The sequence below is a fragment of the Actinomadura sp. 6K520 genome, from assembly GCF_004349245.1.
Lineage (GTDB): Bacteria > Actinomycetota > Actinomycetes > Streptosporangiales > Streptosporangiaceae > Spirillospora.
In genome coordinates this window covers 46084-59234 of record NZ_SMLC01000030.1, presented here as the reverse complement: position 1 = coordinate 59234, position 13151 = coordinate 46084, and the positions used below count along the sequence as shown (strand labels likewise).

General features: G+C 69.2%; 14 protein-coding genes and 1 pseudogene. 6 read left to right on the top strand and 9 right to left on the bottom strand.

Annotated elements, in window-relative coordinates; translation table 11 throughout:
• Positions 1 to 298: 298 nt before the first annotated feature.
• Both E1289_RS11080 and E1289_RS11075 read right to left on the bottom strand, forming a co-directional pair.
• Positions 299 to 665: pseudogene (locus E1289_RS11080) on the bottom strand (transposase family protein); the annotation flags it as partial.
• Between the two features lie 177 nt (positions 666 to 842).
• Positions 843 to 1664, bottom strand: a complete 822-nt coding sequence (locus E1289_RS11075) for an MBL fold metallo-hydrolase (RefSeq protein ID WP_131978502.1) — start codon at positions 1662 to 1664, stop codon at positions 843 to 845.
• Positions 1665 to 2449: 785 nt separating this feature from the next.
• Between E1289_RS11075 and E1289_RS11070 the strand changes: the two genes are divergently transcribed.
• Positions 2450 to 3676, top strand: coding sequence for a serine hydrolase domain-containing protein (locus E1289_RS11070; RefSeq protein WP_131978499.1), 1227 nt, complete (start codon positions 2450 to 2452; stop codon positions 3674 to 3676).
• A gap of 503 nt (positions 3677 to 4179) precedes the next feature.
• On the opposite strand, the gene E1289_RS11065 is transcribed toward E1289_RS11070, so the two are convergent.
• Positions 4180 to 4758, bottom strand: a complete 579-nt coding sequence (locus E1289_RS11065; protein ID WP_131978496.1) for a TetR/AcrR family transcriptional regulator — start codon at positions 4756 to 4758, stop codon at positions 4180 to 4182.
• 91 nt (positions 4759 to 4849) lie between these two features.
• Here E1289_RS11065 and E1289_RS11060 point away from each other — a divergent pair, with 91 nt between their 5' ends.
• The gene (locus tag E1289_RS11060; RefSeq protein WP_131978493.1) at positions 4850 to 5302 is read left to right on the top strand and encodes a DUF1772 domain-containing protein; all 453 of its coding nucleotides are present in this window, start codon (positions 4850 to 4852) and stop codon (positions 5300 to 5302) included.
• A 430-nt stretch (positions 5303 to 5732) separates the two neighbouring features.
• Here the strand turns inward: E1289_RS11060 and E1289_RS11055 are convergent, their stop codons facing one another.
• The 4 genes from E1289_RS11055 to E1289_RS11040 form a co-directional block, all read right to left on the bottom strand.
• Entirely contained in the window at positions 5733 to 6200 is a 468-nt protein-coding gene (locus E1289_RS11055; RefSeq protein ID WP_131978490.1) for a hypothetical protein, read from the bottom strand.
• On the bottom strand, positions 6197 to 6631 hold the full coding sequence (locus E1289_RS11050) for a MarR family transcriptional regulator (protein WP_207928904.1): 435 nt from the start codon (positions 6629 to 6631) through the stop codon (positions 6197 to 6199). The genes E1289_RS11055 and E1289_RS11050 overlap by 4 nt, the downstream gene beginning before the upstream one ends.
• 167 nt (positions 6632 to 6798) lie before the next feature.
• Complete coding sequence (locus E1289_RS39525; RefSeq protein ID WP_243712745.1) at positions 6799 to 6993, bottom strand: hypothetical protein; 195 nt, start codon at positions 6991 to 6993, stop codon at positions 6799 to 6801.
• 543 nt (positions 6994 to 7536) lie between these two features.
• Positions 7537 to 7929 (bottom strand): ATP-binding protein, encoded by a 393-nt coding sequence (locus E1289_RS11040; protein WP_131978485.1) that lies wholly within the window; start codon positions 7927 to 7929, stop codon positions 7537 to 7539.
• Positions 7930 to 7944: 15 nt separating this feature from the next.
• On the opposite strand from E1289_RS11040, the gene E1289_RS11035 reads away from it, so the two are divergent.
• Together E1289_RS11035 and E1289_RS11030 are read left to right on the top strand one after the other, a co-directional pair.
• On the top strand, positions 7945 to 8883 hold the full coding sequence (locus E1289_RS11035; RefSeq protein WP_131978482.1) for a helix-turn-helix transcriptional regulator: 939 nt from the start codon (positions 7945 to 7947) through the stop codon (positions 8881 to 8883).
• A complete protein-coding gene (locus tag E1289_RS11030) occupies positions 8874 to 9062 on the top strand; it encodes a DUF397 domain-containing protein (protein WP_131978479.1) in 189 nt (62 codons plus the stop codon). Before E1289_RS11035 ends, E1289_RS11030 begins: the two co-directional genes overlap by 10 nt.
• Positions 9063 to 9339: 277 nt before the next feature.
• Here E1289_RS11030 and E1289_RS11025 read toward each other — a convergent pair whose 3' ends face one another.
• Together E1289_RS11025 and E1289_RS11020 are read right to left on the bottom strand one after the other, a co-directional pair.
• Positions 9340 to 10371, bottom strand: coding sequence for a hypothetical protein (locus E1289_RS11025; protein WP_131978476.1), 1032 nt, complete (start codon positions 10369 to 10371; stop codon positions 9340 to 9342).
• Between the two features lie 56 nt (positions 10372 to 10427).
• Entirely contained in the window at positions 10428 to 11504 is a 1077-nt protein-coding gene (locus E1289_RS11020; protein ID WP_131978473.1) for a hypothetical protein, read from the bottom strand.
• A 153-nt stretch (positions 11505 to 11657) separates the two neighbouring features.
• On the opposite strand from E1289_RS11020, the gene E1289_RS11015 reads away from it, so the two are divergent.
• Together E1289_RS11015 and E1289_RS11010 are read left to right on the top strand one after the other, a co-directional pair.
• Positions 11658 to 12218, top strand: coding sequence for a Uma2 family endonuclease (locus E1289_RS11015; RefSeq protein WP_131978470.1), 561 nt, complete (start codon positions 11658 to 11660; stop codon positions 12216 to 12218).
• A gap of 39 nt (positions 12219 to 12257) precedes the next feature.
• Positions 12258 to 13145 (top strand): amidohydrolase family protein, encoded by an 888-nt coding sequence (locus E1289_RS11010; RefSeq protein ID WP_165970427.1) that lies wholly within the window; start codon positions 12258 to 12260, stop codon positions 13143 to 13145.
• Positions 13146 to 13151: the final 6 nt, after the last annotated feature.

Sequence of the window (13151 nt, the reverse complement as noted above, 5' to 3'; positions counted from 1 at the left end):
CCTCACACCCCCGACACCGCCACCCGGCCCGCGTCCCGCGAACCGGCACCCCCAAAGGACCCCGCCAAACCGCAGGCCCCTGACCTTCCCGAAAGGCCGTCCCGTAATGGTGGGCATGCGCGGCCGGGCGCGCTGGTGATCTGCTGCCCGGGGCGGGTCAGCCGCCCGGTCTGCGCCCGGGCGGCCTGCATGCCCTGGCCCGGACGCACGGCGTCATGCCGAGGCCGACGGGCGGCTCGCGGCGGCGGCCGACGCGGCGCTTACCGACTCCGCGCGGGGTTTCACGGTGAGCTGTGCCGTCGTTGTGGTTGCCCGGCACCGGGCCCCACCGCAACCACCAGCCGGGTGTTGGCGTCGATGCCGACCTGCATGTTCACCGAGTAGCGGTAGTTCCTGGACGAGGCGATGATCGCCCGGACATGAACTGGGACGAGCGTGCCGTCCACGACCAACACGTTGTCGGGGCTGTGGCGACGGGCGAACAGGGTCAGTGCGAGCAGCGGCGCCAGGTGGTCGACGACACGGTGCGCGGCGAACTTCGACACCCCGAACAGCAGCGCGACCTGCCGCAGCGTCAGGTTGGTGCGGCAGCACACCGCGATCAACAGAACCCGGTCGCCCAGCGGCAGACTCCACTGCCGCCCGGTCCCGGTTCTCCTTACCGCCCCGACCTGCGACGATCCTCACGCGTCGCCGGTGAACAGGGCGGCCGGACGTTGGCGGTGGAACTGCCGCACCGACAGGCCGGTGACCACCGGCACCCACTCTTCCCGATCGGCACCGATCACCCGCTCCACACCAAGATCAACGGAGCTTGGTGTGCCGACGTCACGGGACAGCCTTTAGGGCTCGCTTCTCTGGGTGAAGCGTTGGAATTGGCCTTCGTGTATGTCGTTCACCCATTCCCAGCCCGGTTTGGCGGAGGAGCCGAGGCGTGGGTCGTTGGGGCTTTGGGCGTTGCGTAGGGCGTGTACGTAGGCTCGGTCTTGTTCGATCCGTGTGCGTACCTCATCGGCTCGGGCGACGGAGCCGTGGCCGGGGATGAGGGCTTCGACGTCGTCCGCGGCGTCTTCGAGGAGGCGCAGGCCGACGAGGTATTCCTCGATCGGGTCGTTGGTGCCGTCCGGGTCGTTGAGCATCGGGATGAAGACGTCGGAGAGCATGTCGCCGGCCACGAGGACGCGGTGTTCCTCGATCAGCAGTGCCGCGTGGCCCGGGGCATGCGCGGGATGCTCGATGATTCGGACCTTAGGGCCGTCCCAGGGAACCTGCGTGGTTTCGCTAGGGAGACCGGTGATGAGCCCGAACAGGTCTAGGGGTGTTTCCTCGGCGATTTCCGGCGGCAATCCTTCGGCGACTTGGGCCTTCCAGTCGGGATTCGACCGGAGATCTCGCATGTAGGTCGCGCAGCGGGCTGTGCCGTAGCGGGGCGCTTCGCCGAAATCGGCGTGCCAGAGTACGTGGTCCCAATCAGGGTGCGTCGAGAACCCTGCCGCGACGGGCTGGCCCAACTCGCGGAGGTCGTTCGCGAGGCAGGCCATTTCATCGCCTGTTATCCCCGGGTCGATGAGCAGCGCGCCTGCCCGTCCTTGCACGACAACGGTGTTGTTCTGGAGCAGCTCGCTCTGGTGGACCAGGACGCCGTCTGCCACCTGCGTCAGCATGAAGGCTCCTACCGCTTGTAGTTTGCAACCGCCTGGCGAGACCGTAGTAGGTGGTGGTTGTAGATTGCAAGCACCGGGCGCCAGGCTCCAGCGCTGCGTGTTCGCGCCGAGTTGGTCGAGCAGGGCGGCCCCACCTTCCCCGTCTTCGCGCGGACCACGGACCTCATCGAGCTGGAGCGAGCACATGCCCGGAGGGTGGCCCATCGCCTGAGACACCGCCTTCCCTTCCTCGCTGACACTCGAAGGCCGGCCAGTGGACGGGAAGCCTCTCGCTCGATTGCGGCGAGGGAGGAGGCGGTCGCCTTCGACTCGCGTCCGTGGCTCTGATCCTTGCCTCGACGGCGTGCACCTCGCGGTGGGGAGCGCGGGCCTTGCGGCCGGTGATGGGTGTGGTGTCGGGACGCGACCTGTCTCGCGCCTTGCCGCGTAGTTCGGGATCAGCTCGTGGACGGCCGGGTGGGCTTGAGGTCGATGTCGAGGGCGACCGGCAGGGTGGCGATGACCCGGTCGTGGTGGACGCGCTGACCCCGGTGTATCGCGGGCGTATCGAAAAACTCATACGCCGGCGCAACACTTCTCCGTCTTCAGTGGGACGCATGGACCGCAGCGGTCCGTGCCGTGGGCGTGGTGTCCGCGGCTTTGGAGGCCACCGCGGAGTCCGCACCGCCCTACTTCGGCCGCAGATTCGGGTCACGGCTTTCGGTGCCCCTGCTGTGACCGTCCGTCGGCCAGGGGGTTGCGGGCCGGATGGTGAGCCGGTCGTCGACCAGGAAAGGGCCGTGATCATGAACGAGGATTCCGTACGTGGGGTCGACCGGCGACGGCTGCTCGGGTGGAGCGGGTTGGCGGCCGCCGGTGTGGTGGCGGGCGGTGCGCAGCTGGTGGGCGCCCGGCCCGGCCACGCCGACCCGGCCCCGAGCGGCCCGATCCCGCCCGACACCCGGCCCGGCGGCGCCTACGACCGGTACGTGGCGGGCCTGGCCGCACAGGACAAGTTCTCCGGTGTGGTGCTCCTGGCGCACCAGGGCCGGACCGTGCTGTCCCGCAGCTACGGCTGGGCCGACAAGGAACGGCGGATCCGCAACCACCAGGACGTCGCGTTCAACCTCTCCTCGGCGGGCATACCGTTCCCCCCGGTGGCCGTCCTGCAACTGCTGCAGCAGGGCAGGCTGACGCTGACGGACACGGTCGGCACCCACCTGGACGGCATCGCCGACGACATCGCCGAGCAGGTGAACATCCACCACCTGCTCACCGGCACCTCCGGGATAGACGCCCCGGCGCCGGACGTGCACCGCGTCTTCAACAGCCGCGAAGAGGTGCACGAATACAGGCGGCAATGGGCCCGGCAGGCGACGCTGGTGGCCGCCCCCGGCTCGAACGACGCCGCCAACGGCCACACCGCCGGCGGCGGCGCCGCCAACGCCATCGCCGAGCAGATCGTCGAGGCCGTGACCGGTACAACGTTCTGGGACTACATGAACGAACACGTCTTCGGACGCGCCGGCATGACCGGCTCCGCCTACTACACCAGGGACCAGTGGCTCACCGACGAGCACATCGCGCACCCTTACATGCGGCAGCCCGACGGCAGCCGGGTGGACGGCGTCCGCAACCTGGACAAGGACAGCCTGAGCCAGCAGGGACCAGGCGAGAATCCGGGCCGCAGCTTCATCGGCAACGTCTTCGCCACCGGACCGGACCTGGTCCGGTTCGCGGAAGCGCTGCGTCACGCCACGGTGCTGAACCGGCCCTACGCCGACTTGTACACCGGGTCCAACGGCCCCGGCGGCCACCCCACGTCGTTCCACGCGTACTCGGGTGTTCTCCATATCGTCGACGGCAGCCAGTGGGTGTCCGGGCGCGGCGGCGGAACCGGTGGCGTCAGCGCCAACTGGAACATCTACCTGGACACCGGTTGGGTCGGCGTCGTCCTCAGCAACTACGACGACCTCGAGGAGTTCGGAGAGATTCTCAGCCGGGAGCAGCAGGCCATCACCGGCCAGGGCTGACGCGCGGTCACCGCCGGCACGGGCGTCATGGGAGCTACCTGGAGGTGCCGACCCTCCGGTGGGCGGGCCGACACATGCGGCTCGTCCACCACCCGGCATCCCGCAGCGATCGTCGCGGACATGTGGCCGCGTCACACCTAGGGAGTAGGGGTGTAGCTGAAGCGGCTGGCGCCCGGGGACGGCTGACGAGCCGTCCCCGGGCCGGTTCACCGTGCGCTCGTGACCTGCGGGCCGGTGGGACGCGGTGTGCTGGGCACTTGCTCGCGCTGCTTACGTGCGATGCGGGGTCGGCTGCCTGGCGCGTTGCGGGGCGTGATCGAGGTACGTCGCGGCTTCCGGGACGGGTGTGCCGGGCACGGCTTGTGGGGCTGCGCCGGGTGGGTGGGAGTGGACGGGAGCGGCGGCGCGGGGTGAGGGGCCCTCGCCGGGTGCTCGCCGGGTGCTCGCCCGGTGCTCGGCGGGTGCTCGCCCGGTGCTCGCCGGGTGCTCGGCGGGGTGGGGCTTCAGAGCATGGCGAGGCGGTCCACCAGGAGCTCCACCCTCGTTTCGGTGTGCTCCAGCGGGAGCCGTCCTGCTCGGGTCAGGGTGGCCAGGCCGTGCAGGCCCGCCCAGAACAGCTCGGTGAACAGGGCCGGGTGGACGCCGTCTCCGGCGACCTCGCCGAGGCTTTCCAGCAGGGCGGCGAAGCCGTCCTTCAGCGGCTCTGGGGTGTCCTCGTCCGCGAAGACCAGGCCGCCGTCGAGTTCGAACATGGCGTCGTAGACCGCCGGGTTGCGTGCGGCGAAGTCGAGGTAGGTGCGGGCGAGGGCGGTGACCCGGGCGCGCGGGCCGTCCGCGGCGGAGGTCGCGGCCCGCAGCGCCGCGGCCATCTCGGTGGCGCCCTCCAGGGCGACGGCGCCGATGATCTCGCGCTTGCCGCGGAAATGGCTGTAGAGGACGGGCTGGCTGTATTCGATGCGCTCGGCGAGCCGGCGGGTGGTGACCGCGTCCCAGCCGCGCTGCTCGGCGAGTTCGCGGGCCGTCGCCACGATGAGGCGCTCGCGCTCCGCCCGTTCGCGCCGCTTGCGTTCCTGTACCGACATGAGGCGATCCTAGCATCGCTAGACAACCGAGCGGCAGCAGTACTAGCGTTGACCCATCAGCTAGCAACACTAGATTCTTGGAAGGGTCATCATGCTCTACGCACTTGAGGTCTGCGCCATCGTGGTTCTCGGCGTGATGGTGGGGGTGGAGTTCTCCGTCGCCTTCGTCTTCAATCCGATCCTCAACGCGCTCCCTGGTGACAGTGGCCAACTAGGCCGCGCCCACGGGGGCCGGATGCTCGGCGCCGTGATGCCGGTCTGGTACATCACCTCGCTCGCCCTCGTCGCGGTCCTGGCCGTCGCCGGGTGGGAGAGCCGCGGCACCGGCCTCACCGTCACCGCCGGCGCGCTGCTGGTCCTCAGCGTGGTCATGTCGATCCTGCTGCTCGTCCCGATCAACAACCGGGGCAAGACGTGGACCCCGGAGAACCGGCCCGCCGACTGGAAGGAGCAGGCGAACCGCTGGGACCGCCTCCACTACGTCCGCGTCGCCGTCATCGTCGCCGCCTTCGCCCTGCTGGCCGCCGCCCTGACCGGAAACTGACGACTCAGGAGCGATCGGGGCCGGGGCGTGCCGGCCTGGAGGGTCGGGCCGGTGGGTGATCAGCGGCTGATCCAGCGAGGATCAGGGGCTGGCGGCGCGTCCGTCGCAGCCCGGGTCAGGCTTGCTCCTCGCTCAGCGGGACGCCGACCCGGGTGGGGACGTCGTTGGCGAGGCCGCGGTAGCGCTCGACTGCCTCGGCCTTCAGGTTCGGATGGGGCGGGGCTGGTCGGCGATGCCTTCGGGGGCGCACGCAGGTCTGCTGTCCACTTGGGTGCCCGGGTCACCACGGAGGACGGCGGGCATCTGCGGGGGTCGCTGAAGCCGGTGGCCTTGACGCCCGGCGGCTGGGGCGGCGGGCCCGGGTCTCGGTGCCGTCGGTCCGCAGGTGGATGTCCCCTCGGCGGCGGCGTAGGCGAACAGGATGCCTCCGTCATGTGGTGGCGCCGTCGCCGTTCTTGGGCGGCTCCTGATCACTGCACTGCCAGGGGAAAGGTGCCAGGTCGGGTTCGACCCAGCCGGTGCGGGCCTGCGTGCCGGCCAGCGTCCTTGAGCGGTAGAAGCGGGCGAGCAGGCGTTTGTCGAGCAGCGCGGGATGCCGGTCGATGAAGACGGCGAAGTCGGGGGTGGCGTGCTCGGCGGCGTGGTGCGCCACCAGTTCCACCCAGGCCCGGCTGACGGTGGCGTGGTACTTCTGCGGTACTCCGGCATAGCGGGCAGTGCGCTGGATGCCCTCGCTGACCAGGCCGATGGCGGCCGGCATGCCGACACGGTGGACCGCCAGCCAGGTCAGGTGCAGGTGGGCGCGGTGGTCGAAGTGCTCGGTGGCGGCGGTCACCTCGGCCATCAACTCGTCGAAGAGCGATGCGGGCTCGGGTGTCGCGGAGCTGGTCGCGGTCATGCGGACACCTCCGCCAATGCGCGCAGGACGGTGTGGAAGCCCGCGATCGCCTCCGGGGGCAGACCGTCCAGGGCCTGCTCCTCCAGTTCGGCCAGGGTCTGCCGGATGGTGCCGGAGACCAGGCGGCCGGAGGCGGTCAGCTCGATGACCACCACCCGGCGGTCGTTCGGGCGGGGGCCGCGGGTGAGGTGACCGCGCCGCTCCAGCCGGTCCAGCACGCTGGTCATCGTGGTCGGCCGGGTGCCGGCGGCGGCTCCCAGCTCGGAGATGGTCCGTCCGCGTCCGTCCGCGAGGATGGCGAGGGCATTGATCTCGGAGGCGGTCAGATCGAGGTCGACCAGTTTCGCGGTGAGGACCTGCAAGGTGGCATGGGTGGCGCGCTGCAGCGCGATCAGCGCCGACTCTTCGGAGGGCACGGCAGAGTTAGTCACGAGATTGGAATATACGAAATCGTAGTACCGGACGGCAAGACCGCCGGATCGCGCTTCTTAGGCGGTTGTGGACCGGTTGTGGACCGGTTGTGGGCCGGTTGGGCGCTCTTCGTCGCGCGGGGCCGCGCCGTGCCTCGGGTTGGCGGGTTGGCGGGGCGGTTTGAGCGTTAGCGGCTGTGGACGGGCTTCAGGTCTATGTCGAGGGTGAAGGGGTGGGTTGCGGCGATCCGGTCGTGGTGGACGCCGGTTGGGACGTATTCGGCGGTGGCGTCGTCCAGCTCGTAGGTGTAGATCGCGAACGCCGGTGCGGTCTGGTCGGTCTCCACCCGCCAGTAGTGCCGGATGCGTGCCGCCGCGTACAAGGCCGGCTGCTTCCGCCGGTCTTTCGCTTGGTGGACGGGGTCACCACCTCGGCGACGAGAGTGACCAGGTCGGCGGGGATGGGCCTTTCGTAGACGTCGTGGGTGACCGAGTACACGACGATGTCGGGAGCGATCTCGACCGGCTCGACCGCGTCGTCGTCCAATAGGACATCCACGTCGGTGTCGACCTGCCAGGCGTCGGGAGCGGCGTCCTCGATACGGGTCGCCAAACGCCGCGCGATGCGCTGATGGATCGGGCGGGGCCGTGGGCTCACGACCAGTTGCCCGTGGACGAGGCTCACGCGCACCGGAAGGTCTTCGGGCAGCGCCTCATAATCCGCCCGAGTGCAGGTTTCGCCGGACGGCATGGGGAGAGGTGGGGCGTCCATGGCCTGTGGTGTCTCCGGTCCAGGTCGGTGCGGGTGATTGGAGGAGTGCGCCTGCGACGCGCTTTCGATCCTGTCTCATGGGCGGCCGGGCCGGTGCCCGGAGGCCGGACGGGGTGGAGGGGCGGACTGGGGGGCGCCGCCCCTCCGCTGGGATTCAGGAGCGGTCGATTACTGCGAAGACGACCTTGCCGGCGTTGTTCGCCAGCGGGCGGACGCCCCAGCAGCGGGAGAGTTGTTCCACAATCAGCAGGCCGCGGCCGACCTCGCTGATCATGTCGGCCTCCTGCACGTGCGGGAGTTCGCACGTGGCGTCCTGAACCTCCATCCATAGCGCGTCGTCCTCGGTGCGGCCCAGCCGCAGGGTCACGTCGCCGTCCTCCTCGGACGCGTGCCGGAGGGCGTTGGTGACCAGCTCGCTCGCCACCAGGCACGGCACGAAGTCGTCCATGCCCCACTGACCGGACACCAGCCGCACGAACCGCCGCACCTCCGCCACAACCCCGAAGTCCTGCTTCACCACCATCTCGCTCTCCGCCGCCGCACCCATGATCAACTCCTCACTATGTGTGATTTATCCAACACAGTGAGGCACTTTTCGCTTACGATGTGGCTGCCGTCGCAAGGTGGCAAACAAAGGAAGATCAATTCCGCCGTGGGCAGATGCCAACGAGAGGCAAGAGACATGTCCCCACGTCGTCAGCGTCGCCCCAGCGAGTCCCCCGCCCTCATCGCCTTCGGACGACAGATGCGCCGAATGCGCGAAGCCAAGGAGGTTAAGCAGGAGACGATCGCCCACATCACGCAGGTCAGCGGTCCACAGGTAAGCAAGATCGAGAACGGCAAGAAGCGCGCTACCCGCTCCTTCGTGGAAATCGTTGACGATCACCTGGAGGCGAACGGCGCCCTCATCAATCTCTGGGAGGACCTCAACAAGGACGGCCACCCAGTACCGATCTGGTTCGACTGGCCGAAGATCGAGGCCGACGCCGCGATGCTGATCACCTATCAGCACTCGGTGATCCCCGGCCTGGCGCAGACACCGGCCTACGCACTGGCAATCCTGCATAACAATCAGGAAGCCGCAGACGCTCGGATCAGTCGGCAGAAGATCCTCAAGGACCCGAGAGAGGACGACTCCTCCCCACCGATCTACGTGATCCTGATCGATGAACAAGCCCTCTACCGGCCGGTCGGCACCTCAGAGACGATGAGGGAGCAGTTGGAGCACCTAGTGGACGTAAGCATGTTGCCCAACATCACGGTTCAAGTAGTGTTGGGAAGCGGCGAACATGACGGCAACATGGGCGCGTTCGTGGTCGCGACGATGGAGGATCGAAGCGAAGTCGCGTACATCGAGACAGCCGTCCGTCCCCTCACGACGGACGATCCCGCAGACTTGTGCGTTGTCGCACGGACCCTGGTTGTTCTACGTTCACGGGCCCTGACAGAAGAGATGTCACGTGAATTCATAAGAAAGGTGGTCCAAGAAAAATGGACCTGAAGAACGCCGCATGGCGCAAGAGCAGCTACAGCGGCTCGAATGGCGGTGACTGCGTCGAACTGGCGGGGCTCCCCGGTGTCGTGGCGGTGCGGGACAGCAAGGACCCGGACGGTCCCGTCCTCCTGCTCCCCCGCGCGGCCCTGCGGACGGCCGTCCAGTCCGCAGCCAGGGCGCACTGACCGTCCAGCAACGACCGTCCCCCCGGCGTACCCGATTCGTTGAGTCACGGCGAGTCGTCCCGCCCCCTCAGCACGGACGACCCGCCGCAACCACCATCCCCCCAAACTCGCTAACTCCCCCCGCGGACCTCCATTACTCAGAGCGCGGGGTAATACGCGTATACGGGGTTCGCAGCGTCCGTGACCAGCATGGCCGGGTCGCCGCTCGTCCGAGCAGGGCAGCCCGAGAGACGAAGAGATCGCAGGCACCGCGAGGGGTCTAGCGGACACCTCCCGGTCAGTAGGAGCCTCCGAAGCCGCCGCCCGCGAATCCGCCGCCGCCGTAGTCGCCGCCGCCGTGGCCGCCGCCGCCGTAGTCGCTGCCGTAGGTGCTGGAGGGTCCATGGGTGGCGGTGTGCCCGCTACCGCGGCCATCGCGGGACCGTCCGGGATGCACTTCGATCCGCTCTCCGGTCAGTTCTTCCCAGGTCTCGACCTCGGCATAGGCCCTGTCCCCGTGCCGTTCTCGCATGGCCCGCGCAGTGTTGATTCCCCAGTGCACGGGCGTGTGCGGGTGCGCTGCGCGTTCCCTGGCTATTTCTGCCTGGACTTCGCGGGCGGTGGCGTTCGTCAGCGACGGTCGCTCGTCCAGGCCGACCGGGTCGCCGTCAAGCGCGGGCAGCCAGATCTCGATGCGCCGCCGCCCTTGGGAGGACTCCGTCACGGAGCACGCCCAGACCGCGTCCTCGGGACCGCCCAGGGCTGCGGCGCGCTCCTCACGCTCGCGGAGTTGCCGCCTTTGCCACGCTTCCCTCTCCCGTTGCGCCGCGAGCTCCTTGCGTTCCAGCTCCGCCTCGACGAGCTCCGTCAGGCCAGCGGCCTGTTCGTCGTACGCCTGGTAGGCAAGGACCAGTTCACTGTCGAGCCGGTCGCAGACGGCCCGGTACGCTTCTTCCACCTTGGTGCGGCCGCCCGGGTTGCGGATCATCCACAGGGCTCGGCGCCAGATCGGCGCGAACCTGGAATACCGGCGGTGACGGGCCGCGTCCCTCTCGTTACTTATCTCTCTCACCCGCAGGACGAGTGTGCGGGTGGCCTCGATCCAACGGTCCACGTCGGCGGCGGGCGCCCTCATCTTGGACGGGGCGACGCCAGTGTGGAATTCCCAACTCAGCTTCTCGTCGACGGCGAGGTATCTGTATCTGGCGAGGAACTCCGCGGCCGACTTCGGTGCGTGTGAGGAAAGGAAATGGTGAGCTGCGATGCCCAGCGGGGCAGGCAGGATGTTCGTGCGTAAGTAACCGAGTTCTCGTGTTCCGGTCCCTGGCATGGCTCACCTGCCGCGAGGAGGGGCCCTTCCGTTATACCTCGCGGCGCCGCCGGGGTTCAGCGGTTGTTGATGACAACCGGGACGTTCGGGGTCTTGCCGACGAGCCACAGGGCAGGGCTGCCCGGGACGGCGGTTCCGCCGGTGACCTGGCCGTCGCTCGGCGTGGGGGGCGCGACCTGCGTCCAGGACGAGCCGTCCAGGCGGTACAGCTCGCCCAAGTACTCCTGGAGCCCCCACAGCGTTCCGTCGCCGGTCTTGATCATCGTCTGGTGGGCCGGCGGGCGGGGGGCCTGCTGCCAGGACTGGCCGTCCCAGCGGACCAGGAACCGCTCGGACGTCGAACCGCCCGTGTTCCTGACGCCGGCCGCCCACACCTCGTCGGCCGAGACGGCGAGGACGTGCGTGAAGCGGGAACCGTCGTCGAAGCCCGGGATCTCGCTCCACGTCTGGCCGTCCCACTTCAGCAGGCCCCAGGTGGCCGCCGCCCAGGCGGCGTCGTCCGACAGCACGGAGATCTCGTTGACGGAGACGCAGCACGCGTTGGGCGGGCGGCCGGTCTCCTGCACGGTCCACTGGCCGTCCTGCCAGCGGTAGAGGTCGTTGCCGCAGGAGAACCAGGCACCGGCGGAGTCGGGGGCGGGGTTGCGCGGGGCGCAGTTCTCGGCGGGGCCCTGCACCTGCTGCCAGCCCGTCCCGTTCCAATGCGCGAGGTAGGGGGCGCCCTGCTGCCCGTGCGGGCGGAGCGTCCCGGCCACCCACACGTCGGACGGGGTCCTGGCCTCGACGTCCTGTATCACCGCGTCACCACCGGCGCCGGGCGGGTCGTAGGTCCGCCAGGACGAGCCGTTCCACCGGACCACCGCGGGCTTCGGCGGCAGGACGTGGATCGTGCCGGCCCCCCAGAACGGTACGGACCAGTCGATCCCCTGGTACCCCTGGTAGCCGACGGCCCACACGTCGTCCGGGCTGGTGGCGGACACCGCCTCCAGCCCGCTCCGCGGCCACAGCCAGGGGGCGGACGCGGCCTTGAGGGGGGCCGGTTCCGCCGCCGCGGCGGCGGTCGACGGCCCGGCGACCAGGCCCGCGCCGAGCAGACCGGCGGCGGCGATCCGGAGGACGAAGGTCGGTCTCATGCCGGGCTCCCGGGGGGGTGGAGGGTGACGGGCTGCGGCCATTTAACCAAGCCAGTGATCACTGACACAATAGGCGTCGGCACTTGGAATGCGCGCGCTGCTAGGTTGTGACTACGGCGTTCCACCGCTGACATCACGAGGAGACTTGCCATCATGGCGATGCCGGACGAGTCGCCGCCCGTTCGCGAGGACCTACGCGAGGCCTTCGCCGCGCTTGACGTGATGCCCGGGTTTCGTGCCGAGCTGGTTGATGGAGAGATCATCGTGTCACCGACCCCCGACGGGCAGCACGAGACCATCGTCGTGGCCGTCGATGACTGGGTACGGGACGTCCACGGCCTGCGACTGCACCGCAACCTGACCCTGATCAGCCCGGAAGGCGAGTACGTCCCGGACGGGATCGCCGCTCCCAAGGGCGCGTTCGCGGGACGCGAATGGCACAGCAAGCCGGACGGCGTGGTCCTGGTCCTGGAGGTGACGTCCGGTCGTCCGCGCGACCGTAAGGGCGCGGAACGCGACCGTGGGCCCAAACGCCGCGGCTACGCCGCCGCCGAGATCCCGTTGTACCTGCTGATCGACCGGCTGGACGGTAAGGCGACGATCTTCTCCGAGCCGCGGGGCGACGACTACGCGCACAGCGCATCGGCCGTCCTCGGGGACGACCTGCCCATCCCCGAGCCGCTTGACGGCGTCCTCCCGACCCACGGCTTCTGACCCGCGCGACAACGGGGCGGCCGGCTCCAGGATGGTGACATGACGACGCGCTACGAACCCGCCATCGACGTCGACGCGATCGTCGCCCTCGACGTCCACACGCACGTGGAGAGCGACGGGCACGGCCACTACGCGCTCGACGGCGAGCTGCTCGACGCCTCGGCGAAGTACTTCCGCTCCGACGACAACCGGACCCCGACGGTCGGGGACCTCGCGGAGTACTACCGGGCGCGCGGCATGGCCGCGGTGGTCTTCACGGTCGACGCGACGACCGGGCTGGGGCATCCCGGGCTGTCCAGCGAGGAGATCGCGAGCGCGGCGGTGCGGCACCGCGACGTCCTCATCCCGTTCGGCTCGGTCGACCCGCACGCCCCGGACGCCGTGGAGCGGGCAAGGCGGCTCGTCACCGAGTACGGCGTGCGCGGCTTCAAGTTCCACCCCAGCCTGCAGCAGTTCACGCCGAACGACCCCGCGTTCTATCCGCTCTACGAGGCCCTGGAGGAGCTCAGTGTGATCGGGCTGTTCCATACGGGGCAGACCGGGATCGGGAGCGGGATGCCCGGCGGGCGGGGGATCAAGCTGCGGTACTCCGACCCGATGCTCCTCGACGACGTCGCCGCCGACTTCCCCGGACTGCGGATGATCATGGCTCATCCGGCGGTGCCGTGGGTGGACGCGGCGATCTCGATCGCCACCCACAAGGCGAACGTGTACATCGACCTGTCGGGATGGTCGCCGAAGTACTTCCCGCCGCAGCTCGTCCGGCAGGCGAACACGCTGCTGAAGCACAAGGTGCTGTTCGGCTCCGACTACCCGGTGCTCAGCCCGGACCGGTGGATCGCCGCGTTCGACAAGCTGGAGATCAGGGACGAGGTCCGCCCACTGATCATGAAGGAGAACGCGATCGGCCTCCTCGGCCTGCGCTGAGCCGGG